26 protein-coding genes are annotated in these 25,175 nt (G+C 48.5%); 18 read left to right on the forward strand and 8 right to left on the reverse strand.

Features of this window, described 5'->3' with window-relative positions; genetic code table 11:
• The first annotated feature begins 4 nt into the window (after positions 1 to 4).
• From NSS83_RS03780 to NSS83_RS03805, 6 genes are all read left to right on the forward strand, one after another.
• Entirely contained in the window at positions 5 to 817 is an 813-nt protein-coding gene (locus NSS83_RS03780; protein WP_341348706.1) for a sugar phosphate isomerase/epimerase family protein, read from the forward strand.
• Positions 814 to 2,100: an ATP-grasp domain-containing protein gene (locus tag NSS83_RS03785; protein WP_341347712.1), complete on the forward strand. Its 1,287-nt coding sequence runs from the start codon at positions 814 to 816 to the stop codon at positions 2,098 to 2,100. The genes NSS83_RS03780 and NSS83_RS03785 overlap by 4 nt, the downstream gene beginning before the upstream one ends.
• Positions 2,097 to 3,368, forward strand: a complete 1,272-nt coding sequence (locus NSS83_RS03790) for a hypothetical protein (protein ID WP_341347713.1) — start codon at positions 2,097 to 2,099, stop codon at positions 3,366 to 3,368. Before NSS83_RS03785 ends, NSS83_RS03790 begins: the two co-directional genes overlap by 4 nt.
• 30 nt (positions 3,369 to 3,398) lie before the next feature.
• Positions 3,399 to 4,451 (forward strand): hypothetical protein, encoded by a 1,053-nt coding sequence (locus NSS83_RS03795; protein WP_341347714.1) that lies wholly within the window; start codon positions 3,399 to 3,401, stop codon positions 4,449 to 4,451.
• Between the two features lie 107 nt (positions 4,452 to 4,558).
• Positions 4,559 to 5,134: a TetR/AcrR family transcriptional regulator gene (locus NSS83_RS03800; protein ID WP_341347715.1), complete on the forward strand. Its 576-nt coding sequence runs from the start codon at positions 4,559 to 4,561 to the stop codon at positions 5,132 to 5,134.
• Between the two features lie 171 nt (positions 5,135 to 5,305).
• A complete protein-coding gene (locus NSS83_RS03805; protein WP_341347716.1) occupies positions 5,306 to 5,989 on the forward strand; it encodes an SDR family oxidoreductase in 684 nt (227 codons plus the stop codon).
• 401 nt (positions 5,990 to 6,390) lie between these two features.
• On the opposite strand, the gene NSS83_RS03810 is transcribed toward NSS83_RS03805, so the two are convergent.
• Positions 6,391 to 7,047: an NAD(P)H-binding protein gene (locus tag NSS83_RS03810; RefSeq protein WP_341347717.1), complete on the reverse strand. Its 657-nt coding sequence runs from the start codon at positions 7,045 to 7,047 to the stop codon at positions 6,391 to 6,393.
• 211 nt (positions 7,048 to 7,258) lie between these two features.
• On the opposite strand from NSS83_RS03810, the gene NSS83_RS03815 reads away from it, so the two are divergent.
• From NSS83_RS03815 to NSS83_RS03850, 8 genes are all read left to right on the forward strand, one after another.
• Positions 7,259 to 7,834, forward strand: coding sequence for a TetR/AcrR family transcriptional regulator (locus NSS83_RS03815; protein WP_341347718.1), 576 nt, complete (start codon positions 7,259 to 7,261; stop codon positions 7,832 to 7,834).
• A 144-nt stretch (positions 7,835 to 7,978) separates the two neighbouring features.
• Entirely contained in the window at positions 7,979 to 8,617 is a 639-nt protein-coding gene (locus tag NSS83_RS03820; RefSeq protein WP_341348707.1) for an inositol phosphorylceramide synthase, read from the forward strand.
• On the forward strand, positions 8,614 to 9,051 hold the full coding sequence (locus NSS83_RS03825) for a hypothetical protein (protein ID WP_341185663.1): 438 nt from the start codon (positions 8,614 to 8,616) through the stop codon (positions 9,049 to 9,051). The genes NSS83_RS03820 and NSS83_RS03825 overlap by 4 nt, the downstream gene beginning before the upstream one ends.
• Before the next feature lie 197 nt (positions 9,052 to 9,248).
• Complete coding sequence (locus tag NSS83_RS03830; protein WP_341185662.1) at positions 9,249 to 9,740, forward strand: DedA family protein; 492 nt, start codon at positions 9,249 to 9,251, stop codon at positions 9,738 to 9,740.
• Positions 9,741 to 9,790: 50 nt separating this feature from the next.
• A complete protein-coding gene (locus tag NSS83_RS03835) occupies positions 9,791 to 10,357 on the forward strand; it encodes a methyltransferase domain-containing protein (RefSeq protein WP_341185661.1) in 567 nt (188 codons plus the stop codon).
• Positions 10,358 to 10,426: 69 nt separating this feature from the next.
• Entirely contained in the window at positions 10,427 to 11,107 is a 681-nt protein-coding gene (locus NSS83_RS03840; protein WP_341185660.1) for a response regulator transcription factor, read from the forward strand.
• Entirely contained in the window at positions 11,100 to 12,203 is a 1,104-nt protein-coding gene (locus NSS83_RS03845; protein WP_341347719.1) for a HAMP domain-containing sensor histidine kinase, read from the forward strand. The genes NSS83_RS03840 and NSS83_RS03845 overlap by 8 nt, the downstream gene beginning before the upstream one ends.
• Positions 12,204 to 12,265: 62 nt before the next feature.
• Positions 12,266 to 12,841 carry a dihydrofolate reductase family protein gene (locus tag NSS83_RS03850; protein WP_341347720.1) on the forward strand — a complete coding sequence of 192 codons (576 nt, stop codon included), beginning with the start codon at positions 12,266 to 12,268 and terminating at the stop codon, positions 12,839 to 12,841.
• Between the two features lie 18 nt (positions 12,842 to 12,859).
• Here NSS83_RS03850 and NSS83_RS03855 read toward each other — a convergent pair whose 3' ends face one another.
• On the reverse strand, positions 12,860 to 13,753 hold the full coding sequence (locus tag NSS83_RS03855) for a LysR family transcriptional regulator (RefSeq protein ID WP_341348708.1): 894 nt from the start codon (positions 13,751 to 13,753) through the stop codon (positions 12,860 to 12,862).
• A gap of 130 nt (positions 13,754 to 13,883) precedes the next feature.
• On the opposite strand from NSS83_RS03855, the gene NSS83_RS03860 reads away from it, so the two are divergent.
• The gene (locus NSS83_RS03860) at positions 13,884 to 14,924 is read left to right on the forward strand and encodes a YeiH family protein (protein ID WP_341347721.1); all 1,041 of its coding nucleotides are present in this window, start codon (positions 13,884 to 13,886) and stop codon (positions 14,922 to 14,924) included.
• A gap of 5 nt (positions 14,925 to 14,929) precedes the next feature.
• Here NSS83_RS03860 and NSS83_RS03865 read toward each other — a convergent pair whose 3' ends face one another.
• On the reverse strand, positions 14,930 to 16,747 hold the full coding sequence (locus tag NSS83_RS03865; protein WP_341347722.1) for an ABC transporter ATP-binding protein: 1,818 nt from the start codon (positions 16,745 to 16,747) through the stop codon (positions 14,930 to 14,932).
• Complete coding sequence (locus NSS83_RS03870) at positions 16,734 to 18,476, reverse strand: ABC transporter ATP-binding protein (RefSeq protein WP_341347723.1); 1,743 nt, start codon at positions 18,474 to 18,476, stop codon at positions 16,734 to 16,736. Before NSS83_RS03870 ends, NSS83_RS03865 begins: the two co-directional genes overlap by 14 nt.
• Positions 18,477 to 18,585: 109 nt before the next feature.
• On the opposite strand from NSS83_RS03870, the gene NSS83_RS03875 reads away from it, so the two are divergent.
• Positions 18,586 to 19,416 (forward strand): MerR family transcriptional regulator, encoded by an 831-nt coding sequence (locus NSS83_RS03875; protein ID WP_341185654.1) that lies wholly within the window; start codon positions 18,586 to 18,588, stop codon positions 19,414 to 19,416.
• Between the two features lie 81 nt (positions 19,417 to 19,497).
• Here NSS83_RS03875 and NSS83_RS03880 read toward each other — a convergent pair whose 3' ends face one another.
• Both NSS83_RS03880 and NSS83_RS03885 read right to left on the reverse strand, forming a co-directional pair.
• Positions 19,498 to 19,971, reverse strand: coding sequence for a C40 family peptidase (locus NSS83_RS03880; RefSeq protein ID WP_341347724.1), 474 nt, complete (start codon positions 19,969 to 19,971; stop codon positions 19,498 to 19,500).
• Between the two features lie 124 nt (positions 19,972 to 20,095).
• Entirely contained in the window at positions 20,096 to 21,919 is a 1,824-nt protein-coding gene (locus NSS83_RS03885; protein ID WP_341185652.1) for a sugar-binding domain-containing protein, read from the reverse strand.
• Between the two features lie 92 nt (positions 21,920 to 22,011).
• Here NSS83_RS03885 and NSS83_RS03890 point away from each other — a divergent pair, with 92 nt between their 5' ends.
• Complete coding sequence (locus tag NSS83_RS03890) at positions 22,012 to 22,791, forward strand: AraC family transcriptional regulator (protein WP_341347725.1); 780 nt, start codon at positions 22,012 to 22,014, stop codon at positions 22,789 to 22,791.
• Positions 22,792 to 23,168: 377 nt separating this feature from the next.
• On the opposite strand, the gene NSS83_RS03895 is transcribed toward NSS83_RS03890, so the two are convergent.
• On the reverse strand, positions 23,169 to 23,372 hold the full coding sequence (locus tag NSS83_RS03895; RefSeq protein WP_341185649.1) for a hypothetical protein: 204 nt from the start codon (positions 23,370 to 23,372) through the stop codon (positions 23,169 to 23,171).
• A 160-nt stretch (positions 23,373 to 23,532) separates the two neighbouring features.
• Here NSS83_RS03895 and NSS83_RS03900 point away from each other — a divergent pair, with 160 nt between their 5' ends.
• The gene (locus tag NSS83_RS03900; protein ID WP_341347726.1) at positions 23,533 to 24,135 is read left to right on the forward strand and encodes a TetR/AcrR family transcriptional regulator C-terminal domain-containing protein; all 603 of its coding nucleotides are present in this window, start codon (positions 23,533 to 23,535) and stop codon (positions 24,133 to 24,135) included.
• Here NSS83_RS03900 and NSS83_RS03905 read toward each other — a convergent pair.
• The gene (locus NSS83_RS03905) at positions 24,132 to 25,085 is read right to left on the reverse strand and encodes an NADP-dependent oxidoreductase (protein ID WP_341347727.1); all 954 of its coding nucleotides are present in this window, start codon (positions 25,083 to 25,085) and stop codon (positions 24,132 to 24,134) included. The two genes, NSS83_RS03900 and NSS83_RS03905, sit on opposite strands and share 4 nt — an antisense overlap.
• Between the last annotated feature and the right edge of the window lie 90 nt (positions 25,086 to 25,175).

A 25,175-nucleotide genomic window follows, 5' to 3' on the forward strand; every position in this document is an offset into this window, starting at 1 on the left:
GGAGCTGCTCCGTTATGCTCGTGATACGGGCTTCAACGGTATAGAACTGTGGGGCGTGCATGCCAAGGCTTTGCTTCGCCAACGGGGACAGGAGCTGGGAGGGATACTGGACGAAATGTTCAGCTACGGGCTCGAAATCAACATGCTGAGTGATTATATCCCTCTTCTGGGGAATATCCCAATGGACGTTCTGCTTAAGGAATGGCAGGAAACCGTACAGGCGGCCAAAGCGTTCCACACAGATAAGCTGAGGATTTTCGCCGGAAACCTGAGCAGCCAATCTCTTGATGAGAAGGACTGGGAGCTTTGCACTGAACGTCTAAATATCCTGTGCGCCGTAGCAGAGAGGGAAGGGGTCTATACAGTGGTTGAGACTCATCCGGGAACCGCTGCCGACGGCTTAGCTTCCACACTTCAACTGCTTAGGCAAACCGGCCACCCTGCCTTGAAGCTGAATTTGGACTTTCTGCACATTTGGGAATCGGGCGCTGATCCCCTTGCCGCCTACGAACGCTTGAAGCCATGGATTGTCAATATCCATCTGAAGAATGTGGAATCCCGGCAATGGCTCGAAGTATTCTCTCCTGACAATATATATTCTCCGAGCGGCAGCCGCAGAGGTATCGTACCCTTGGCCGATGGAGAAATGGACTGCCAAGCCATAATGAAGCGCCTTCTCATGGACCCTACCCGAGCCCCGGTATCTCTGGAATGGTTCGGAGCCATACCCTTTCAAATCTTAAAGTCGGAGCTAGGCTGGCTTAAAGGGCTGGGGTCCGATCACAGCCTGGGGAAAGTGGAGGTGACGGGATCATGAATAACGCATCTTATGTGGAGCATCTGACCGGAACGCGCGCACCGAGGCTCTGGTACTCCAATATTAATTGGGAACAAGGAAAAGCCGCTCAAGAGATTCGCTTACCCCAAATTAACAATGCGTCCGGAGACCGGCTCGTCTCGCAAATGGATCTCTACCAAATTTATTTGGCTGACCGGGAGGATCTTGTTCTCCTGAAAGAGGCTCCGGATCCTGAATTCCTATCTTATTTGGAAGAAGAGAACATAGCCATACCTTCAATCGCGATTGGCGAACGGTCTGAATATACGGGTGAGTTTCGCAACCGGATTGCTGTTCCTTACTTGATGGACGAGCAGGAGGAGCAGTTTCTCAAGGAAAACGGAGGGAGGTGGATCGGCCCGCCAGCCCGATTGTCCGTGGAACTGAACAGCAAGATCGCAACGCGTAAATTATGCGAAGAAATCGGCTTTCCAGTCAGCGACGGTAGGATATGCGAGGGGCTTGACGCGATCCGCCGTACTTGCGCCGAGTTGGAGGGACGGCATCCTGGAGCCCGGCTGGTTGTAAAAACCGCTTACGGTTCTTCCGGTAAAGCGCTGTTCCATATCCATAGAGGCCCGGATTTGGAGATGCTGCTCGGATATTTAGAGAGGCAGATCTCGCGGGGAGGCGGGCAACCGGTTGTGACGGTGGAACGCTGGCATCAGGTCGAGCGCCATCTGACGGCACAACTCTGGCTGGGGGGAACAGATTGCGAGATCCTGGCTATGACCGAGCAGAGGATTACGGATGCAGGAGTGTACAGGGGGAGCCGTCTGCACCCGGACCTGCCTGAATCCTTGATCGCGGCTTATACCGAACAGCTGCAACAGCTGGGTACATCTTTACATTCCCGGGGCTACGAGGGTTTCATCGGGGTAGACTCCATACTGGATGAAGACGGAACTTTAATACCGGTTATTGAGATCAACGCCCGTCTTACCATGGTCACGTATTTGCTGAAGATTCGCAAGCATTTGCTCGAACGCGGGTTTCCTAGAATGGAGACTCAATCCTATGATTTCAAGCTCCACCCTGGGGCCAGATTTGCAGAATTTGCCGAAAAGGTGACATCGATAAGAATCTCTGCCGGACAAGGCGGGGCATTCGTGTATGGTTTCCACCAGGATGGGGAATCGGCAGACCGCATCCGGCCTTGCAGGGTCTCGACTCTGAGCTGGGGTGTGGACGATGAAGCGGAGAAGCTTGCCCGTCAAGGGCTGGAGGAAGCAATCATGGAATGGAGGGGAGCTGTCATATGACTATGGCTTCACAACGACTGTCTACTCAGCAGGAAGTGGGCCAACCCTTTTGGCTGGAAGCAGTCGAGCCATTTGGATCACCCGTTTATGTATATGACGAGGGAAAGCTGGCCTCCGATTATTTTTCGCTGCGGGACGCTTTACCCAAGGATGTGACGCTATATTATTCCATGAAAGTCAATCCCAATCCGGAGGTATGCCGTCTCATAAACGGCTGGGGTTCGCCGATCGAAGTCGCATCGGTAGGGGAATATGAGATGGCCCGCTCTAACGGGGTAAATCCGCACAGCATCGTGTTCACTGGACCGGGCAAAAGCGCGGACGAGATTCATCATGTGCTTCGCCATGGGATTTACGCGATTAATGCGGAGTCCATCCCGGAGCTATTCGTCATTCACGATGAAGCGGTTGCGCTTGCTATTGCCGCTCCCGTTATGTTAAGGGTCAATTTGTCTACTGGAGCCAAAGGCTCGCGGATGGCATCGGTCGGACATGCCTCCCAGTTTGGCATCGACGACAGTGAAATTAATGAAGCGGTGCAAACCGCCATTACCCTTGAAGGGCTAGAGCTGATCGGATTGCATACGTACCAGGGCACGCAAAATTTCCACCTCGACTTTTATATGGAGAGCGTTCCGATGATGTTCGGTCTCACCCGGCAGGTGCGCAACCAATTCGGCCTGCAGCTTCGATGCTTAGGGCTCGGCGGCGGTTTCGGCGTTCCCATGTTTGAAGGCGATGAGCCGTTTCCTGTCGAAGCTTTCGGAGCGTATCTTGCCGGGGAGTTAGAGCGCAACCGGGATCTGGAACTGGAAATGGTATTCGTAGAATCAGGGCGGAGAATTGCCGCAACGATGGGGATGTATGCGGTCAGAGTGCTGTACACCAAGCTCTCCAAAGGCAAAGCCTTCGCCATTGTCGATGGGGGTACCCACCATCGGGCTTTTTCCAGTCTGATGGGACGAAGCTTCAAGCAGCCTCTGCCGCTTCAGCTTTGGAAGGCGGGGGAGCGCAAGCTATACGAATCCGGTGAAGGAGAGGGTCGAGTCCCCTACAATGTTTGCGGTAAATTGTGCACTCCCACAGATGTGCTGCAAGGCAGCGTCATGTTCCCCCCTCTAGAGCCGGGGGATTGGATCGCGTTTCCCCATATGGGGGCCTATGGCTTAACCTGCGGCAATGTTCATTTCCTGTCTCATGCTCTTCCGAAGGAAGTTATGTTTCGCCCTGACGGTACGTTAAATGATGTGAGCTGGCTATCCACCTAATAAGTGAGTTCATCATAGGGAGTTGACCATGTGACACCTACCCATCGAATTTTACCTTATAATGACATATGGCTTGATTGTGTCAATAATAACTTGATGTCGATTCTCATTAGTCATCATTCATCGTTCGAGAAGCTGCCGCTGACTTTTAAAACGCAGTACTGGAAAAAACTCATCAACCAGACATTCCCCGAAGACAATTTTGAAAGCTTGCTGCATCAAGGATTAATGCTGCCGAAGGTTCAATATGACACGGAACAGCTCTATCATTATCTTCGCTTTGAGGATCAGCTTCTTGAGCAATCTGATATCCCAAACCTGGATGAGATGATTCAAGGCGCTTTAGACAAGAAGAAATATGTCTTTCTCGATGTGGACCGCTTTTTTTATTCCAGTGGAAGAGAAGCCGGAAAAATTCATTTTATCCATCCGACCTTTATTCATGGAAAATGTGCGGGTGGGGATGCATACACAGTAATTGAAGATTGCTTATCTCCAGGGCGAATGCACGATTATCAAACTCCGCTTGAAGTCATTATGGAATCTACCCAATATCTAATGACAAGCGGCAAAAAAGTTAGATTCATAATGGTTTCGGTGCATGAAGGATCGATAAGAAATTTTAACCATGAATTTTCAGTACCGGACTCGTTTATCTCAGAACTCAGAAGCAATCTATTGGATGATAAAGTCGTTTTTCTTGAGCAATATGGTCTTCATTATCAGTTGGGACTACAAGCGTTGACCGATTATGTAGAGGAATTCGAAGAAGTTGTAGGCAATTTGAACGAAACAAGCATATTTGCCTTAAGAAGCAGTTCTTTTGCACAGAATCATAAGAAGAATAACAGGATTTTCAAGTTACTGGAAGATAAATCGTCCCATACAAATCTCTATAAGAAGTTAGCAGAACAAAGTGTGGAACTAAGTCATTTATGGGAAATTTATAGAACGACAGTTATTAAAATGATCGTATCTAATCATGTTCGTGATCAAGCTATCGTAAAGCTCGAAGAGATTGTGAAGAAAGAATATAACATGGTCCAGACGATGAAAATGGCAACTGAGGTTAGTAACTCTTAGAAAAAGGCCGCCAATTGGCGGCCACTGCAAACCCCGATCATATGTAGGTGGACAAAATAAAACGATCATTTCTTGACTACATGGTCAATAACTGATATATTAATCCCATGAGCAGACCAAGAGAATTTGATGTCGATCGTGTATTACACCAGTCTATGGAAGTGTTCTGGAATCAAGGCTTCAAAGCAACTTCTTATGAGGACCTTACGCGTATCACAGGAGTCAAAAAGCAAAGTTTATACTGTGTTTTTAAAGACAAGCGATCGTTGTTCCTGAAGGCGATGGCACTTTACCGTGAACAGGTTGTATCGAAACTGAAAGATATTGAAGCCCTGGATTCGTCTCCCGGTGATAAACTGGATGCCTTACAACATTCCCTTTTAGACGATGAAACTGGCTGCAAAGGGTGTCTAATTGTGAATGCATCACTCGAATTCGGAACAGATGACGAGCAGGTCACACGCGAAGCTAAACTCATGGTAGAAGAGATGCAACTAGTATTAGAGAAGATCATAAGTAGTGGCCAGAAACAACAGTTAATTTCCAACCGGTATACGAGTATAGAGCTTGCATCTTACCTAAATAACACCATCCTGGGTGTGAGAGTTATGCAAAAATCAGGTTTATCCCGTGAACAGATCGAGACGGTTCTGCGTACTTCATTTGGCATGATCGTGTCTTGATCTTTTTTTTGTGTAATTCTTGACTGCGAAGTCAAGAATATTTAATTCGGATTAAGACACCACGAACCCTTGAAGGAGGTGGGGCTTTTCGTTAAAAAATCGTGGATTGATTCTTTTGGAAGCAAGTGAACAGAGGTATAAATTAAAAAACAAAATCCAGGAGGAATATCAATGAAATTATTAACGAATCGAGTTGCCTTGGTGACAGGTGCAGGAACGGGTTTGGGCAGAGCAACAGCAATACAATTGGCAACCGAAGGAGCCCAGCTTGTACTGGTAGGAAGACGCGAGAACAAATTAAAAGAAGTCGCTACTATAATATCTGAAAACAATGGTGCTTCATCTGTGATCATTAGTGCTGATGTTACAAATTTGGAAGATGTCAACAGAATTCGTGAACAGGTCATTGCAGAACTTGGGAAGCTAGATATTATGATCAACAATGCTGGAGGAACTGGCGAATTCAGTCCAATACATGATATGACTTACGATACCTGGGATCATACAATTAAACTTAACTTGTATAGTCAATTTTTGATGACTAATGCTTTCCTTCCATTAATGAGAAATCAACAATATGGACGAATAGTATCAATATCTTCAGTAGCGGCTAATGCTGCACTTGAAGGATTGGGAGCATATTCTGCTGCAAAAGCAGGATTAGAAGGGTTAATGCGAACCGTTGCCTTGGAAGAAGAAAAACACAATATATTAGTTAACATGTTTGATCCAGGCGTTCTAAAGACAGAACAACACCCTCTTGAAGAAACAGCCCCCGCAACAGTAGTACATAAAATTATCAAGTTGGCATCGTTACCGGAAAATAGTGAAAGTGGACAAGTCATTAGAGCTTGAATTAAAGCATCAATGGATGTTTATCATTCGTTCATGTGATCCATCGAATGAATATCCAAAAAAATATGAACTGATTAATTACGTTAGTTCATATATAAAGAAGCAAGATTATTAAAACAACTCACTCGAGTTGTTTTTTTGTGGCTGAAATAGGGGATTAATCGCCAATGGGACCAAGTTCTTGTCCTACAGGAACATCATAATATCGATCCAAAGGACCAAGTATCAACCTATATACATATGTACAAAATACGGGTTTTGTGAAGAAGTATGTTCAAATCATTTCAGGAATGTTCAAATCAGCTTATATGTTACATGTCCCGCAATCGATATCTTGATTGCAGGACTATTATGTCATCTCTTATCAAACTAGGTTTTAGCCAGGATTTCCTTGCCAGAATCTATTTTTCGTAAATAATCGGTGCCTTGTGGATATATGCGTCGTTTTCCAATGCGTCTACGGCGAATTTCGCTACATTCATACGGCTAATTATCAGAGCAGGCTTAGGGCCTCCGACCTCTGTTACCTGCAATGTTTTTGACTTGTCGCTGTTACTTAATCCCACAGCACGAACAAGCGTCCAATCGGTATCCGTATCGCGGATTTCTTGATCCACCCAATTATGATCATCATATGTCTTGCCTACATTGGTATATTTTTCCAACCAGCGAAGGAGAATCGGAGCTGTGGAAAAGGAATCCCCTACCCCGAGCGCCGAGATGATTACAATACGCCGAAGTCCTCTTTTTTCCATAGCGATCACCGTGCCTTTTACTGCGTTTGCCATAAATCGCGGTGGGCTAACCTGCTTTGCCCACGGAAAATCGGAGGTACGCACATTGTTCAGCGCCACGAGCACTCCTTGCGTACCCTCCATAGCATGGTCAATATCTTCGGGATTTTCCGGCGTTCCTTTGAATAAGGTCAGACCTTCTCGCGGTTGTATTTTGTCCGGGTTGCGAACCAGTGCGTTCACTTTATAGCCTTTGCGCAAAGCGTAGTCCAGTATAAGGCGTCCGGTACGACCGCTTGCGCCCAGGATGAGTATCTTTTTCATATTGCGCTCCTTGTATGTTTTCAGAAAAGTATCGTATATCTAACTGCAATACCTCACTTTTCTATCACCTATTGTTTTTACAACGGATGTTGTATATTTGGATTATATTATTATTCAAAGATTGTTCAACCAACGGTTTTAAACTTTTGTCGGATATACGACATATAAGTGAATATGTATAGAAAATTATAAATAGAAACGGGGATTTCCTATGGCTGAAGCAAAAATAGATCCACGTATTATTCGTACACGCAGATTAATCATGGATGCATTTATTCATCTTTCAACCAAAAAAAAATTTAAGGATATCACCATCCATGATATTACGGCAGAAGCAACAGTGAATCGTGCCACCTTCTATTATCACTTCACCGATAAACATGATTTAATGGAAAAAGCAATGAAAGAGGAATTCACGAACAATGTGTTTAATGAAATCAATGAGTACAAAGAACTGAATCAAACAACGATCATTAATGTTTTCCTGTCCATCACAAATTTTCAGGTCGCTTTATCAAAACAGTGTCGATACAGCTTCGAGACCTTCAAAGCAACCCTTGAAGCAAATATACAAAAAGAACTGGAAAGGATTTTTTACCAATTGTTGTTAAATGAACATTCCACTGTCAGCGATGAATCTCTAAGAATCGCAGCTGTCATATTAAGCTGGGGAATTTTGGGGGCTTCGGTTGATTGGCAACACAATAACACTGCGCCACCAGAAGAATATATAAAATTGGCTATTCCTTACGTTACGAACGGAATTAATTCCCTTCTTTCAAGATGAACGCCAACAAAATGAGTTCGAAATTCAGAAATTCTTAAGATTTTTCCTTTAATTTTCTTCAGAGTTTATCTCTATGATGGATACATTGATTATGCATTGAATCGATTTTCGATTATCCATTTAGGAGTTGAGCGCTTGAAGCTTATGAAACCTTCCAACAAATCCGCTTATTTATCTTTGCTGTGGCTTGCAGCGATTCCAAGCCTGAATATATTTTACGGCATTCTAAATCGGCCTGGAGTTCATGTCTATAGTCTTGCCACAACGCTGGATTCCATGATTCCTTTTATACCAGCCTTTATCATTCCATATATCCTGTGGTATCCGTTCATTACAGGTGCATTGATCGCACTCGCTTTTATAGACAGAAAATCTTATTTCCAAACGCTGACTGCACTTTGCTGTGGTCTGGTGATTTCTTACATTTTCTTTTCATTGTTCCAGACAGGAATTAACCGTCCGGATCTTCAGGGTCACACCAGCTTTCTCTATACGATGGTATCTTACGTCTATAGTAATGATCAGCCCTATAACTGTTTTCCATCAATCCATGTATTAACCAGTTATGTGATTCTTCGGGGAACCCGCATCTTCGGACTAGCGATATGGGTGATGACCTCTGCCCTCTCCATTCTAATTATCGTCTCTACTGTGCTGGTGAAGCAGCATGTGGCGGCCGACATTGCCGGGGGAATTGTGGTTGGAGAGCTGTGCTTCAGGGTGACGGGTCAAGTGCTCCATTCCCTGTCATCCCGTACGCGATCGGCCGGCTTGGAGCGATGATGAAGATAATGACTCTTCTGTCCTCGCTCTCCCGCCGCCAGAGTATTCGCACTCATATCGTCGTTCGTGCCTGTGCAAGCTTTCTGATTGCGTTATTTGTAACCTTTCTGTGTGCCCTGCCGCTTGCTTATCTGGCTGACCCCAAGCTCATTCACTTCTATTTTGTGTTTCTTACTGGCATCTTTACCATTTTACTTGTAATCTCTTTAACGATTCTAACTCGTCCGTGGCCTGGAGAATTCTCCTGTATGGAGACGGCGATCAGACAAGAGATTCACGAGCCGCTGGAAGAGGTTGTAAGAAAAATAAAGTGCATCCGCTCCAACTCTGCTACGAATCAGGAGGAACGGCTGATGATGATCCAGGATACCTGCGCAGAAATCATGCAAATTCAAGACCGGCTGAATGAATACATCCTAAAAACCCGCTGCTAATCAGAGACCGCTCATCCAATCACTGCAACAGCCTCCATCCGCTTTAAGCCTTGCCAACTAGTTGGTTAGGCTTTTTTTGTGAGATTTTTTATGAACATACTTATAGATTCTTTAGATTTTCTTCAGATTTATACTCATGAATTTCCTAATTTTTATTCTTTATGCTTGCTATATCAACCACTGAGGAGGCAAAAACAATGATCAGTCACACCCTCTTAGAGCTGTTTCATCAGTACGGATATCTAATTTTTTTCGTTGCCTTCTCGTTAGGGCCATTTGGCATTCCTATTCCGAATGAGATCACGATCATCAGCGGTGCCATCTTGAGCAGCACCGGTGCTTTCAATTCATGGATCACCTACTTCTGTATTCTCGGCGGACTATTAACGGCCATTACAGTTGCTTATTTTGCAGGCAAGCTATTCGGTCCCCAGCTCCGCCGCAGATTTCAGCATCATAAGCACTTTGTTAAGGCTGAACAGCTTCTGAAGAAGTATGGCAAGTATGCCATGTGCATCGGGTTGTTTATCCCGCTTGTGCGGTACGTTCTTCCCATAGTCATTGGACTGAGCGGCATACGTTACCGGAGATTTGTGCTCGTCTCCTATTCCAGTGCTTTGCTATGGACCATCACCTATTTTACAGCCGGCACTTATTTCGGCGCTCCTATATTATCAGCGCTTCAATGATTTCATTTGCAACTGGTTATATTACCAATACACATACGGAGGAACCCTACATGAATACCAATGAACCTATCCTATTCCTAAGAAGCTTCCTGCAGAATCCCAAGCATGTGGGCAGTGTCATGCCCAGCTCCCGTTTTCTTGCGAACAAAATGGTGAAACAGGCATCTTGGCCGGAGACAAAAGCCGTAGCCGAACTCGGCTCAGGGACAGGTGCCATCACCCGTTATATTCATCAGCATGCACAAGACTCCACCAAAGTGTTATTGTTCGAGATGAACGACACGATGAGGAATAATCTGCGGACCGCATATCCGGACTTCGCCTGTTATCCCGATGCCTCACGATTAGTTGAAGCCATGAAGAAGGAGGGCGTTCAGCAGCTCGATTATGTTTTTAGCGGCTTACCCTTCTTTAACTTTGAATCTGAAGTAAGACATACGCTGGTCGATCAGATTCATAAGGCACTGAAACCTGGCGGAGTATTCATCGCCTTTCAATATTCACTTCAAATGAAGAAGACACTATCCGCACACTTTGTCATTGAAAAAATAAAAGTAGTACCCGTCAATCTCCCTCCTGCATTCGTTTATGTCTGCCGCAAAAAGGAAACAATTTAAACATCCCAGGCTATCGTTTACACTGGAGTTATCCGCTCAAGGAAACAAAGTCCAAAAGGAGTTATTGTAATGACTACCATACTTGTTGTCGATGATGAACCGGATATCCGGGATGTCATTCATGTCTATCTGCGGAACGAAGGTTATCAGGTCATTGAAGCAGCCAATGGAGAAGAAGCACTAAAGACGATCCAAACCACCCCGGTCCAGCTTGTGATCCTAGATGTCATGATGCCTGTGATGGATGGAATTAAGGCCTGCTTCAAAATAAGAGAAATATCCGCCGCCCCAATTATCATGCTGTCCGCCAAGGAAGAAGACATCGATAAAATCACGGGTCTGACTACCGGGGCTGACGATTATATGGTTAAACCATTCAATCCGCTAGAGTTACTGGCTCGAGTTAAGGCCCAGCTGCGGCGGCAAAGTCTGATGGGCAAGGCTGAACTAAACTCCCTGCTGTTGATTAAGGAACTTGTTATTGATACCAGCAAACATTCGGTGAAGCTCAGGGATAAGGATATTTCCCTTACACCTCTGGAATTCTCCATCCTGGTGCTGCTGGCGAGCCATCCCGGACAAGTATTCAGCTCGGAGAAAATATACGAAACCGTCTGGAAAGAGCCTTACGGCTATTCGGATAATACGGTGATGGTTCATATCCGGAATCTGCGGGATAAGCTGGAGGTGAACACACGAGAACCTCAGTACATCAAAACCGTATGGGGAGTAGGTTATAAAATTGACTAGAGCCTCTAAGCCTAAACCACGGGCCCGGAAGAAAAAAATTCAGGCGAATATCCTGAACCGGATTATTTTGAGCACGGTAGTGGCTGTCTTTTTGAATAATATCATCATCTTAATTTCGCTGGAGTATTTCAATATCCGTAACCAGGATTGGATAGATAAATGGTTTACATTCGTCATCACTCCTATCTTTATTATCAATTTCGTTCTTACCTTTCTCTTCTTAACACGGCGAATGGTAAAAGATATTATTCATCTGGAACAAGGGCTGCAGGTGATTGCGGAGGGTAATCTGGAATACCGGGTTGCAGTTGACCGGCAGGATGAGCTTGGGCGGGTAGCTTCCAGCATTAATCATATGACAGAACAATTGCAGCTGCAGATGCAAAAAGAGCGTGATCTGGAGAAATCCAAGATGGATTTGATCTCTGGAATCTCCCATGACCTCCGTACTCCGCTGACCAGTATCATCGGGTATATTGAGCTGCTGCGGACCGATTCTTTTCAAGACAAGGCAGAGTATGACCGCTTCATTCAGAACACCTATAACAAGGCAACGCATCTGAAGAAGCTGCTTGATGATTTATTTGAATACACCCGGCTTACCTCGGCTGACACCCGGCTGGAGCTGAATAAGATCGACTTGAACCAGTTGATGGGTCAGCTGCTGTTTGAGTTTGAGCCCATTGCGAAGGAGAATGATATTCACATTGAGCGAAGGCTCGGAGATTCCCCTGTCCCGGCTTACATCGACAGTAACAAGCTCGCCCGCGCCATCGACAATCTTCTGATGAATGCTCTGAAGTACTCCTTGAAGCCGGGTGTGATTACTGTCCGGATGAACATTTATCATGACTTTATTACGGTCGAGGTCGAGAATAAAGGAAAACCGATCACAGGCGAGCAGATGGATAAACTGTTTGAGCGCTTCTATAAAGTGGATTATTCCCGAAGCAGCGAAGGCATCCAGTCAGGGTCCGGCCTCGGCCTCTCCATCGCCAGGAATATCGCCGAATTGCATCAAGGCACCTTAACGCTGCAACACGTGGATAACGTATTTACGTTTCAGTTAAAGCTGCCTCGCAGTGCCAAAACATAATGAGTTATACTAAACATACCAAACCAAATCAAACCAAATTCGCTATGGGAGGCGCAATAAAAATGAGAAAACTCGTTCTATTTCTGCATGCTTCGCTTGACGGTTTTGTTGAAGGGCCGAACGGCCCAATGGATATTAGCTGGGTTGCCTATGATGCTGATCTGGAGAGACACGCGAGGGAAATTCTGAGTACTGCGGACACGGTCATTTGGGGTCGTGGAACTTATCAGATGATGCACAGTTACTGGCCTGCCGTACCTTCGGACCCAACCGCTTCGCAGCACGAACGGGATCATGCGGAATGGATTGAGAAGACAGCCAAAGTGGTCTTTTCCACAACCCTGGAGAATGTTGAATGGAATAATTCCAGACTGGTCAAAGAGAACGTCGAGGAAGAGATCAAGCGCCTCAAAGAGCAGCCAGGCCAGGATATCGTCATTCTCGGCAGTCCCCGGTTCGCACACACTCTTATGCAGCTTGGCTTAATCGATGAATATAAAATTACGGTCTCCCCCGTCCTGATCGGCAGCGGCTTACCGTTATTCCAAGGTGTCCAGGAGAAAACTAATCTGAAGCTTATCGAAAATAAAACATTTGATTCTGGTGCCATAGGCCTCATATACCAGACCATTAAATGACCTCGTCACTATTCCGGTTCAGGCAAATGTACTGTCCAGCTTCACCAACCTCTCCACGAACACCTCATTCGCTCTGCTGGGAACATGACCGGTCAGCCGCACAATCGAGAAGTCTCTTTCAAGGCTCAGGCCTTGCACAGGAATTTCTATTAGCTTACCGGTCTCGATCTCCCTGCGGACCACCCACTTCGAGAGAATAGAAATCCCCAGTCCGTTAGCGACAGCCTCCTTCACTCCCTGACTGCTGTTGATCTCATACGAGCGCTTCATTCTTAGACCAGCTTGTGTCAAAAAATGATTGCTGAACGAACGCGTCCCCGAACCGCTCTCACGCAGCACCCATATCTGATCCTGGAGTACGCCCACCTCCACCGCGCCCGTTCGTGAGAGCGGGTGATTCTCAGCAGCGACGATAATCAGTTCGTCTTTCATAAAATGAACAACCTGCAGATCCGCCGCCTCGATGCTTCCTTCGATCAGCCCCACTTCAATCTTGTTCTCCCGCAAGGCAGAGACAATCTCCGTTGAATTCGCAATCGTCATCCCCATGTCCACATCGGGATATTGCTTGGCGAAGGATGAGAACAGCCGCGGCAACACATATTCGCCAATCGTAAAGCTTGCCCCGATATGTAAGCTTCCGCTCACGGTATCATGCAGCCGGGCCAGATCCAGCTTCACCGACTCGTAGAGATTCAACATTTCCTTCGCCCGTCTATAGAACAGCTCCCCTGCTTCCGTCAGCTTCACCCATTTGGGCGAACGGTTCATGAGCTTTACGCCGACTTCCTTCTCCAGATTACGGATCTGCAGACTGACCCCAGGCTGTGACAGATGCAGAAGCTCTGCCGCCCTGGAGAAGTTCCGCTGCTCCACAACCGTTACATAGACCACCAGGGATTCCAGCATGATAAATCGCTCACTCTCTCTCTTAAGATAAGTATTCGTTATGATATACATTTAAAATCCGTATTTCCCTAATCAATCATAACTGAATATAGTGTTTAAAGGAACTAAATTCAACCTATTGGACGTGACTTCGATGAATCTACACTTAGCTGTGCACATGGAAGAAAAGAAGAAGCTGGGCTTTGCGCTCGGTATCGCCTTGCCTCTAATGCTGGCCCTGTTCGCCAAATACGTATCCGCCTTCCCCTTCCTGTGCATTATGGGGCAATTAGTCATTGCTATTCTGCTCGGAATGATCTGGAGAGCCACGCTAGGCGTTCCAGGTTATGTAACCCATGGCATCTCTTTTACCTCCAAAAAGCTTTTGCGGTATGGCATCATTCTGCTCGGCATGAGACTTAGCCTGAAGGATATCCTTCAGGCGGGTCCCAAGGTGCTGCTGATCGCCTTGGTGTGTATTGGGTTCACAATCTGTACCGTGCTTGGTCTGGCCAGATGGTTCAAGGTAGAATCCAGACTGGGGCTGCTGACGGCATGCGGCACGGCGATCTGCGGAGCGGCAGCGGTTGTAGCCATCGCCCCACAGCTCAAAGCAAGCGACGAGGAGACGGCGGTCAGCGCGGCTACCGTTGCGATCTTGGGCACCCTTTTCACACTGGCGTACACCCTTCTCTACCCTATCCTTAACCTGACCCAACTGGGCTACGGTATATTCTCGGGAGCTACACTCCATGAAATCGCTCATGTCATTGCAGCAACCGGGCCAACCGGCAAGGAGGCCGTTGATCTGGCCGTCATCGTCAAATTAACCCGTGTCACCATGCTGGTACCGGTCGCTGTAATCATCGGAATCTGGGCCAACCGCAAGGAGCGGCAAGCGAACCCGGAGTCCGGACCCTCCAATTGGAGGGCTGTACCGGTTCCTTGGTTCATCCTGGGGTTCCTGCTAATGAGCGGAGTCAATACTCTTCATATTATCCCTGAAGCAGTCACGGATAAGCTTATCTTAGCCGCTTATTTCCTCATAGCCATGGCGATGGCCGGACTCGGCTTGAACGTAGATGTGGCTGCTTTTAAGCGTATGGGCCTGGGGGCCTTCGGAGCCGGCTTGATCGGATCGGTTCTGTTATCCGGGTTAGGCTTTCTGCTGGTGAAGGTTTTGAACTTGGGTTAAGGTACTCAATCCCATTCAAAAGCTCCCGTATATAACTGATAATATATCCCCTTCTCTGAAATTAACTGCCGGTGATCACCGTGCTCCTTAATCCGCCCCATGTCCATCACCATGATGGCATCGGAATTCCGTACCGTGGACAGGCGGTGGGCGATGACGAACACAGTTCTGTGATCCATTAGATTATCCATCCCCTTCTGTACCAGGGCTTCTGTCCGCGTATCGATGGATGAGGTCGCTTCATCGAGAATCATCACCGGCGGATTGGCAATGGCTGATCTGGCAATCGCCAGCAGCTGGCTTTGGCCCTGTGACAGTCCATTCCCGTTCCCGTCCAGCTGAGTCTGGTATCCGTCCGGCAAGCGTTCGATGAAGCTCGCGGCATAAGACAGCTTGGCGGCCTGCATAACCTCCTCGTCAGTGGCCTCCAGCCGGCCATAGCGGATATTATCGGCCACCGTGCCGGAGAACAGATGCGTGTCTTGCAGAACGATACCAAGGGACCGGCGCAGGTCCGCTTTGCGGATACGCTGTATATTGATGCCGTCATAGATGATCTCACCCTGCGTGATATCGTAGAAACGGTTCAGCAGGTTGGCCACGGTCGTTTTTCCGGCACCTGTAGCGCCTACAAAAGCAAGCTTTTGCCCAGGCTCCGCAGATAAAGTAATCTCCTGCAGCACCTGCTTCTTCCCGTCATACGTGAAGCTCACATCCTTGAACTCCACCTTCCCGGCAAGCGGCACTGTGGAACCATCCTCCAGCCTCCATGCCCATCCGGTGCCTTGCGGGTCTTGCTCCAGGCTAACGCGGCCCTGATCTTCTTCCGGCAGCTCGTCCATCAGGTTGAAGATCCGCTGTGCGCCTGCAAGCGCCACCACGAACATATTGATCTGGGAGGATATTTCAGCAATCGGCATCGTGAAGTTACGGGACAGGCTCAGGAACGCCGCAATGCTTCCCAGCGTCAAGCCTTCATTCCAGCCGGAGATCGACATGGCCCCACCCGCTATTGCCACCAGTACATAGATTAGGGTAGCCAGATTGGCATTCACCGGCATCAGAATATTCGAATATTTGTTGGCTGTCGTGGAGCTATCGAACAATTCTCGGTTCAGGTGCGCGAACTGTTCGATGGATCGCTCTTCACGGCCGAACACCTGCACGACCTTTTGCCCGTGAATCATTTCTTCAATATATCCGTCCAGTGCGCCAATAGATTCCTGCTGCCGGAAAAAGTGGTGTGTCGCCTTCCCTCCAACCTTCTTGGTAATCCATAGCATCACCAGTGCGCCTAATACCACTACAATCGTCAGCGGGACATCCAGATACAGCATCGTGCCAAGCACCACTATAACCGTCACAACCGTAGAGAGCAATTGCGGCAATCCGTCTGTGAGCATCATATTTAGTGTATCTACGTCATTCGTGTAGTGACTCATAATGTCTCCGTGCTCCTTGCGGTCGAAGTACTTAACCGGCAGCTTCTGCATATGAGCGAACAGATGGTCACGGATTCTTTTCATAATGAGCTGTGAGACTGTAATCATCAGCCGCTTGGAGATGAATGTGCTGAGGACACCGGCGGCGTAAATGACAGCAAGAATGGCCAGTGCCTGGAACAAGGCATCAAATACCGGATGCTGATCGCCCAGCAGGGGCGTGATGAAGTCATCGATGAGCAATCTCAGGAACGTAGCGGAAGCTACAGATACCGCAGAACTTACCAGCACCAGCAGGAGGGCCAGTGAGGTTCTGAACTTGAAGAGCTTGAAGTAGGCCAGGAGCCGCTTAATCGTTCTGCCGTAATTAATGTTGTTCATGCTGTGCTTCCTCTCCCTTCGTCTGTGTGTTGTAAGCTTCCTGATAGATCGTACTCCGGCTCAAAAGCTCCTGATGCGTCCCGGTATCCGCCAGCTCCCCGTCATCCAGCACAATAATCTGATCTGCATCTTCGACAGACGCGATCCGCTGGGCAATAATGATCTTGGTCGTATCCGGAATACTCTCCTTGAATACAGTTCGGATTAGTGCATCTGTTCGTGTATCCACTGCACTGGTCGAGTCATCCAGAATAAGGATTTTGGGCTTCTTCAGCAAAGCTCTGGCAATACATAACCGCTGCTTCTGCCCGCCGGACACATTCGTCCCCCCTTGATCCAGCCGGGTATCATATCCGTCAGGGAAGGACGTGATGAACTCATGGGCCTGTGCGGCCTTGCAGGCTTCGATCAGCTCTTCATCGGTAGCCGCTTCATTCCCCCAGCGGAGATTGTCCTTGATGGAGCCGCCGAACAGTACATTTTTTTGGAGTACCATAGCAACCTGACTCCGCAGCACATGCAGATCATAGTCCTTCACATTCGTTCCGCTAACAAGCACCTCGCCTCCGGTAACATCATAGAGCCGCGGAATGAGCTGGACCAATGTGGACTTGGCACTGCCCGACCCGCCGATAATGCCAATTGTCTGCCCTGATGGAATATGAAGGTTGATCCCCGATAATGCATCCTTCTTGGCCTTACTGGAGTAACGGAAGGACACGTTGCGGAACTCCACCTCGCCTGTATGCAGTTCAGTGACCGGGGAATCGGGACTTGTGATGTCCGGCTGTTCATCCATCAGGTCATGAATACGTCCGGCAGAAGCGCGGGCAATCGCCACCATCACGACCACGATCCCCAGCGTCATCAGACTCATCAAAATTTGCATGGAGTAGGCGAACACACTGGTCAGTTCTCCGGTTGTCATATTGCCGCCCACCACCAGCTTGGCTCCTACCCAGGAGATAATCAGCATCACCCCATACAGAATCACTTGCATAAGCGGCAGCTCAAATGCCAGGATGCGTTCAGCTTTGGCCATCTGTGCGAAGATCCTCAGCGACACTGCCTGGAACTTGGAGATCTCATGCTCCTCCCGCACGTAGGATTTGACCACCCGGATACCGCGGACATTCTCCTGTACGACCTTATTGAGCTCATCGTAACTGTCGAAAGCCCGTTCAAATACCGGGAAAGCAAATTTCAGAATCAGTATCATCCCTGCCGCAAGCACCGGAATAACGGCGACGAACCATGTAGCGATTGCGGGACTGACCCGGTAGGTCATAATCGTGGCAAATATAATCATCACCGGGCTGCGGAACGCAATCCGTATAATCATCAGAAATGCATTCTGCACATGCGTGATATCTGTAGTCAGCCGGGTGACGATGCCTGAGGTCGAGAATTTATCCATATTGGAAAAAGACAGCCGCTGCACATGACGGAACAGGTCTTCCCGCAGATTTCGCCCGAAGCCGGACATTGCGGTGGCTGAATGTTTACCGGCAAGAGCGCCGAATACCAGGGAGACCAGAGCGAACAGGATCAGAATCAGTCCATACTTCACGATCTGGTTCATCTGTCCCCCGGTGATGCCCTGGTCAATTAACTCAGCCATGAGCAAGGGAATCAGCACCTCCATGGCAACCTCTCCAAGCAAGAATATAGGAGTCAACCATGTATCCTTCTTATACTCCCGCACACTTTGCAGTAACTTCCTGATCATAAGCATTCTCCTTCTTTGTTGTGAACAAGTTGATTAACCGTAAGAACAGAGGTTATTATAAACTGTATAGTAACTATACAGTCAACCCGTCATTTAGAAGGAGATGAAGATGGCTAAACCTAAGACTGATTTGATGTCGATTAGCGCCTTTTCCAAGCTGTCCCGTGTACCGCGCAAGACGCTCATTTTCTATGATCAGATCGGCTTATTCAAGCCCGCCTTCGTGGCTGACAACGGCTACCGGTACTACATCCGCACCCAGTTGGATACCATTGGTGTGATTTATCTCTTCAAAGAGCTGGGCATGTCTCTGGAGGATATCCGGGAGTATCTGGAGCACCGTTCTCCGGCAAGCACCCTGGAGCTGCTGCGGAAGCAGGAGGAGATTGTGCAGCTACAGATTGCGAAGCTCACACAAGCCAGGCAGATGATTCTTCAGCGCGCGGGCAATATTGAACATACCTTGAATACCGACACCAGCCGTATGTCTGTTATCCACCAGGCCCGCAAGCCGATTCTGCGAAGCCGCCGTGTCCATGATTCGAGGCGGGAATTGAACGAGGAGCTGTGGGATGATTACCAGGAACGTCTGCATAAGGAGAATGCACCTGCCGGATATCCGGGCGGAGCGATTATCTGTAAGGAGGATCTGCTAAGGAGGGACGGAGATATAATCTCTTATATGTACAGCTATATGACTACACAGCATCACGAACAAGAATATATGCCGGAAGGCTACTATCTTGTGTCTTACACCCGGGCTGATTATGAGGATACCGAGAAGATTTATCCGCAGATTTTTGATTACATTGAGCAGAATCATTATGTCATTAAAGGAGATGCTTATGAGGAATTCCTGCTGGATGAGATCGTTATGAAGCATCCGGAGGACTATCTGGTGCGGGTGATGGTGCATATCGAGGAGCCGGTCAAGTCATAGCCTCTACTAAAAACGGCGACCCGCCCCGGTAGATCCAGGGCAACGTCGCCGTTTGTTTATTATATAGGATGAGTGATCGAATTAATTGCCAGTCATCTTCTGATAAGTGCTCTCAGAAATGGTTCTTCTGGCAGTAACATAGCGTTCCTTATAGTAACCTGATGACAGGCTGGTGATCGTAACGCCCTTATTGCTGGAGGAATGTGCAAATTTGTTGTCGCCCACATAGATGCCTGCATGCGAGATGCCGTTGCCCCCGGTTTCGAAAAAGACCAGATCTCCTGGACGTAAATCGGACTTGGCCACATATTCGCCTGCACTTGCCTGCGACTTGGATGTTCTCGGAAGATCTAAGTTGAACTTGCCAAATATGTATATTATAAATCCGGAACAGTCAAACCCTTCAGATGCCTTGGTGCCCCCCCATTTGTATGGAGTTCCCATCACACCATTAACCTCTTGGTCAAGCCTGGAGCTGTCATCCGCAGATGCTCTTTCAGATCCAAACGATAGCAATATCAGAATACTAAGCAGCCATACGATTCCTTTCTTCAAAAAGAACTCAGTCTCCTTTCTTGCCGGCTAATGCTGCCTGACAATTATTAATTTTTTGTAACTATTATGAATGATAGTGTAATATTCTCCGTTCGTCAACCCCTCCGGTGATTTTTGAAAGAGTTTACATCCCCAGGCGCAGGTTAATCTTCCGTATCTGCTCCAGTGCCACCTTCGGCTCGCGCTCCGCAGTCATTAACCCGTTGACCTCATCCTGAACGTCTGTAACCTGCGTATAACAGTACCCGGAGATGAAAGAAATGGCCTGAATCGCCCGGGTTAAGCTGCCGAACCGCTCCAGAAAAGCTTCCTCGCTATCCACCTGATGGCCATAGCCCCAGCCGTGCTCGCTCTTGAAGGCAATCCCCCCATACTCGCTGATGATGATCGGCTGCCCCTTATAGCTGTACCCTTCTGCAAAAGCAAACTTCCATTCGTTATACGTGCCGCTGCTGCCGGTAATAGAGTCTTTATCCTTGTAGGTTTCATATAGCGCTTCCCCCCGCTCCACATAATCATGCAGCGTCAGAATGTCGGACACGGTGTGCTCCCAGCCGTCATTCGTAATCACCGGACGATAGGGATCGATAGATTTGGTCAAATAATAGATCCCTTCCGTGAATGTCTGCTGCCGGACGTCATGAAGGATATTCTGTACCCCCCACGATTCGTTAAAAGGCACCCAGGTGATAATGCACGGATGATTATACTGCTGCTGCACGACCTCCAGCCACTCCCTGGTGAACCGCTCCAGCGCCTCGTCGTTATATTCATAAGCAGCCGCCATCTCTGACCAGACCAATAGCCCTTTGACATCGCACCAGTACAGGAAGCGGGCGTCCTCCACCTTCATATGCTTGCGGAGGCCGTTATAGCCCATCTCCATAATCGCTTCAATATCTTGAATCAGCGCTTCTTCTGACGGCGGAGTCAGATGAGTATCGGTCCAGTAGCCCTGGTCCAGGATCAGTCTTTGGTACAGGGGGATATTATTCAGCAGGATCTGGCTGCCCTTGATTGAGATATTGCGCATACCGACATACGAGCCGACCCGGTCAAGCTCCTGTTCACCCGCATACAGCACGAATTCGATGTCAAAAAGGTTCGGATTCCCCGGTGACCACAGGTTCTGCAGCCAAGGCCCGTTAATGCCTTCCATCATGCTGATTTCCACAGTCATGCTTGATCTGTCCACCGGCAGGCTAAGCTTATTTACTCTTTGGCCCTTTAACGTAATTTCGGTCTCCAGCCGGAGATTCCGGGCTTCGCTCAGGCCGTGTACACGGTAATCCAGGCGGAGCATTTGGCGGTTAATGTCGGGTGTCATCTTCACGGAATCCAGCCGGGTAGCGTGGACATGCTCCAGCCAGACGCTTTTCCAGATACCGGTGGTCTGCACATAGAATGAATCGTGGTTCCGGCCCGCCCAGCGCTGCTTCCCCCGGGGCTGCAGACAGCTGTCGCTGTCAGTCACCATCAGCACGATCTCATTCCCGCCCTCAGGGCGCAGCAGATCGGTAATATCGAAGGAGAACCGGGTATACGCCCCCTCATGCTCTCCGGCATAGCTGCCGTTCACCCAGCAGACCGTTTTATAGTCCACGCCTTCAAAATGCAGCACCGTCCGCTTCCCTTCTACCGCCGGGGACAGAGCCAAATGCTTGCGGTACCAGATCCGGGGGTGAAAGGTCTCATCGCCAATGCCGCTGGCCGCTGTCTCGTAGGAGAATGGAACATTGATGGTGTGCGTGGCCGGAAAATGGTCCATCCAGCGCGCCGCAACGCCTGCATTGTCATCATCGAAGCTAAAGTCCCATTCTCCGTTCAGATCCAGCCACTGGCTGCGGACAAATTGGGGTCTCGGGTAGTTAGGGGTATAGAATTTCGTAGCTGCTGCTCTAATCATATCGGTCGTAGCCCTCTCTCTCGTTACTGAAGTATTCTCCATATTCACTATCACAGAGTACTCCCTTGTCCCTTGAAAGAAAATGATTTATCCTATTTAATGACTGATCTATTATCTAAAAGGTGGAATTGTGTATGATCACCCTGAAGCGGTGCGGTGCGAATGTAATTCATCCGGAGGGCATGACCATAGACCGCCCGGAGGGCTCCGGCGATTACGTCTTCGTATTTTTTCGGAGCAAGATGGAGCTGAGGCTTCAGGCGCAGAGCGTGTATGCTGAACCGAATACTTACATTATCTATAACAGAGACAGCCACTACTTCTACAGAGACGCTGAGCTGCCGCTGGTGCATGACTGGTTCCATTTTGAGCTGGAGGGGGCGAATGCTTGGTTTGACCGCTTGAAGCTGCCGCTGGACACCTTAATGAAGGCCCATGATCCGCTCTATATCACCAGAAAAGTAAATGAGCTGCACTGGGAGAATCTCCAGAACGGCAGCTTCCGCCAGGAGATTATCGACTCCATTGTTCGCTGTCTGTTCATGAAGCTTAGCGATATGCGGCATCACGTGGAGGCCAGCCAACCGGTCAGCAAATACTATGATTCGTTCCTGAACCTGAGAAACGAGGTACTCAGCTCTCCCTCCACCTGGTATTCTGTCGAACAGCTGGCAGAGCGGATGAACATGAGCCCGTCCTATTTTCAGCAGATCTATAAGCAAATCTTCGGCATTCCGGCCGTCAGCGACATCATTCTTAATCGTGTGGGCCATGCCTCCTATTTACTGAAGAACACCACCTATACCGTCAGCCAGATCTCTGCGGGTTGCGGTTATGAGAACGATGTCCATTTCATGCGGCAGTTCAAGAAGTTCACCGGCCAGACGCCGAGTGAATATCGGGGGAAGGGCTGATCGCGAAGGAAGAGCGGACCGGGGTTATTGGCTTGGATGAGCGGGATTAAAGATTCCGTAATACACCAAATCTTCATAGGCGTTAATCTTATGTACTTGATCTTTCAAAGTGCCTTCGTAGGTCATTCCGCATTTCTGCATAATTCTTCCTGAGGCCGGATTAGAAGCGAAATGCCGGGCATTTAACAAAAAAGCAAAAGAAGCGGAGGGGAAATTTGGAACTGTAGGAGCGGTAGCGGCCGCCTTTGTATTTGGATTTCTACCGCGAAAAGCGGTTCTAATCAGGAAATCCAAATACAACAGCGGCCGGAGGGCCAAACATTCTCTGGAGTCACGGCAGTCCCATAACAGAAAAAATATAAGTTCAATCTATTCAGTTAAACAATCCACATGATCACAACAATAACCAAAGCAATAACACCCACCGCAATCAACAGATCAGAGATCTGCCGCCAGAATCCCAAAGGCCCTTCACGATGAAGCTTCTGTTCATTGACGTCATGATTGGCTTTGTGCCCGCCGGGGTCATTTGAATAGATAGAAGGGCCAGGGTGTCCACCGCCAGTAGGGAATTCAGTCATCAGAATCACCTCCCTTTTCATAATTATACACCATTTACTCTCATTTTTGGTAAACGGAATGGCTATGGTATAGCTGACATTTGAATTTTGGGCGGAAATATCCTATTTTAAAAAGACAGATATTCAGCAGTTAGCAGTTAACGGAAGAGGCGAACACAATATGGGTGAAATACATGAAATGATGTCAGCGGGAACCCGTGCTTTAATCGAGGATAACTTCCTCCAGCTCATGGAGCAGGAAGGATTCCACAAGGTGAGCGTACGCCAGCTGGCACTTAGAACACATATTAACAGGGGAACGTTCTATCTGCATTTTACAGATAAATACGATCTGCTGGAGCAGCTTCAGCGTGAAATATTGGCAGGTCTGGAGCAGGTGATGGTCGTCAAAATCGTACGTGAAGAAATGTCGGAGCATTATCTGAAGGGTCTGCCTTATCCGCCGCTGGTGCATATCTTGGAGTACCTGCAGCAGCACGGCGAGCGGCTCCGGTTATTTCTCGGGGCCAAAGGGGAGGCGGGATTTCCGGGGCAATTCAAGGAGGTTATCAAGCGCAGCTTCTACCGGAAGCTGGAGATGAATGGCGTATTTGCCGGCCACCCGGCGGTTCCTCCAGAGTATCTCGCTGCGCATTCCGCGTCTATTTTTCTTGGAATTACGGAAGAATGGTTACACAGCGGAATGCCTTATACTCCGGAGGAGCTGGCGGTGATCTATAACGAGGTCTTATTCATGCAGACAACTCTAATCGCGAAGGCTTAAATGGTAATCAGCACCTTACCACGGAGCTTACCGGCCTCGCTCATGGCATGGGAGGCAGCCAGCTCGGCCAGCGGCAGACGCTCAGTAATCCAGAGCTTCAGCTTACCCGTATCCACCAGCTCTGCAACCCGAGTCAGCAGCGTACGATCCTCTCGTGCGAACAGCTGATGTACCTTAACACCAAGCTGCGCTGCCAGCGCTTCGTCTGCAGGATTCACCGCCGAGATCAGCGCTCCTCCCTCTTTTAGCAGCGGCAGCCAGGTATTAAGTACCTCTGAACTCTCAGGGGACAGATTGAGGATCAGATCCACCTTGTCCTTCAGCTTGTCCGTGACGCTCTCCTTGGTATAATCAATCATCTCGTCAATCCCCAGCTCCCGAAGCTTTGGCATACTGGCCGCAGAGGAAGTCCCTATGACATACGCCCCATGCTGTTTGGCGAAGTGCACCGCATAGCTGCCTACCCCGCCGGCGGCTCCGGCAATCAGCACACGCCCGCCATGCGGCAGGTTACCATGATCGAACAACCCCTGCCATGCAGTTAAGACTCCAATCGGCAGCGCGGCAGCATCGGATAACTCTATGGAGACTGGCGCCAGCGCAGCATACTGCGCTTGGGTGACCACATACTCTGCGGCAGCGCCGTCCCGGGACATATCAAGCGCAGCATAGACTCTGTCCCCCGGCTGAAAGTCTGTAACCTCAGCTCCTGCTGCCTCCACTGTACCCGACACCTCAATGTTAGGAATGTACGGGAATTCATGCGGGAAAACGGCTTGCAGGTAGCCCTTGCGGATTTTGACATCTGCAGAATTAAACGCAGTCCCTGCCACCTTAATCAGAATCTCGTCCGCTGCGGGAGAGGGAATCGGCGCATCCTCATACCTTAGCTCTTCTATCCCTCCAAACTGATGGATCCGAACCGCCTTCATATGTGTAGCTTCGTTCATTGCAATCACTCCTGTAGATGAATTGGGAATCCGCGTACCGTTGAAGCAATAGGTGTACTGTTCCTGTAACTCATTGTAGGCTCCCGCTTA

Source organism: Paenibacillus sp. FSL H3-0469 (assembly GCF_038051945.1).
GTDB lineage: Bacteria > Bacillota > Bacilli > Paenibacillales > Paenibacillaceae > Paenibacillus_AQ.

Excerpts from the sequence above, each read along its gene's own strand:
- NSS83_RS03870 (WP_341347723.1), bottom strand. The coding sequence starts at position 18,476 with ATGATCAGGAAGTTACTGCAAAGTGTGCGGGAGTATAAGAAGGATACA.
- NSS83_RS03905 (WP_341347727.1), bottom strand. The coding sequence starts at position 25,085 with ATGAACGAAGCTACACATATGAAGGCGGTTCGGATCCATCAGTTTGGA.
- NSS83_RS03875 (WP_341185654.1), top strand. The coding sequence starts at position 18,586 with ATGGCTAAACCTAAGACTGATTTGATGTCGATTAGCGCCTTTTCCAAG.
- NSS83_RS03825 (WP_341185663.1), top strand. The coding sequence starts at position 8,614 with ATGATGAAGATAATGACTCTTCTGTCCTCGCTCTCCCGCCGCCAGAGT.
- NSS83_RS03850 (WP_341347720.1), top strand. The coding sequence starts at position 12,266 with ATGAGAAAACTCGTTCTATTTCTGCATGCTTCGCTTGACGGTTTTGTT.
- NSS83_RS03900 (WP_341347726.1), top strand. The coding sequence starts at position 23,533 with ATGGGTGAAATACATGAAATGATGTCAGCGGGAACCCGTGCTTTAATC.
- NSS83_RS03815 (WP_341347718.1), top strand. The coding sequence starts at position 7,259 with ATGGCTGAAGCAAAAATAGATCCACGTATTATTCGTACACGCAGATTA.
- NSS83_RS03800 (WP_341347715.1), top strand. The coding sequence starts at position 4,559 with ATGAGCAGACCAAGAGAATTTGATGTCGATCGTGTATTACACCAGTCT.
- NSS83_RS03890 (WP_341347725.1), top strand. The coding sequence starts at position 22,012 with ATGATCACCCTGAAGCGGTGCGGTGCGAATGTAATTCATCCGGAGGGC.
- NSS83_RS03860 (WP_341347721.1), top strand. The coding sequence starts at position 13,884 with ATGAATCTACACTTAGCTGTGCACATGGAAGAAAAGAAGAAGCTGGGC.
- NSS83_RS03865 (WP_341347722.1), bottom strand. The coding sequence starts at position 16,747 with ATGAACAACATTAATTACGGCAGAACGATTAAGCGGCTCCTGGCCTAC.
- NSS83_RS03835 (WP_341185661.1), top strand. The coding sequence starts at position 9,791 with ATGAATACCAATGAACCTATCCTATTCCTAAGAAGCTTCCTGCAGAAT.
- NSS83_RS03805 (WP_341347716.1), top strand. The coding sequence starts at position 5,306 with ATGAAATTATTAACGAATCGAGTTGCCTTGGTGACAGGTGCAGGAACG.
- NSS83_RS03810 (WP_341347717.1), bottom strand. The coding sequence starts at position 7,047 with ATGAAAAAGATACTCATCCTGGGCGCAAGCGGTCGTACCGGACGCCTT.
- NSS83_RS03895 (WP_341185649.1), bottom strand. The coding sequence starts at position 23,372 with ATGACTGAATTCCCTACTGGCGGTGGACACCCTGGCCCTTCTATCTAT.
- NSS83_RS03830 (WP_341185662.1), top strand. The coding sequence starts at position 9,249 with ATGATCAGTCACACCCTCTTAGAGCTGTTTCATCAGTACGGATATCTA.
- NSS83_RS03785 (WP_341347712.1), top strand. The coding sequence starts at position 814 with ATGAATAACGCATCTTATGTGGAGCATCTGACCGGAACGCGCGCACCG.
- NSS83_RS03790 (WP_341347713.1), top strand. The coding sequence starts at position 2,097 with ATGACTATGGCTTCACAACGACTGTCTACTCAGCAGGAAGTGGGCCAA.
- NSS83_RS03885 (WP_341185652.1), bottom strand. The coding sequence starts at position 21,919 with ATGGAGAATACTTCAGTAACGAGAGAGAGGGCTACGACCGATATGATT.
- NSS83_RS03840 (WP_341185660.1), top strand. The coding sequence starts at position 10,427 with ATGACTACCATACTTGTTGTCGATGATGAACCGGATATCCGGGATGTC.
- NSS83_RS03820 (WP_341348707.1), top strand. The coding sequence starts at position 7,979 with ATGAAACCTTCCAACAAATCCGCTTATTTATCTTTGCTGTGGCTTGCA.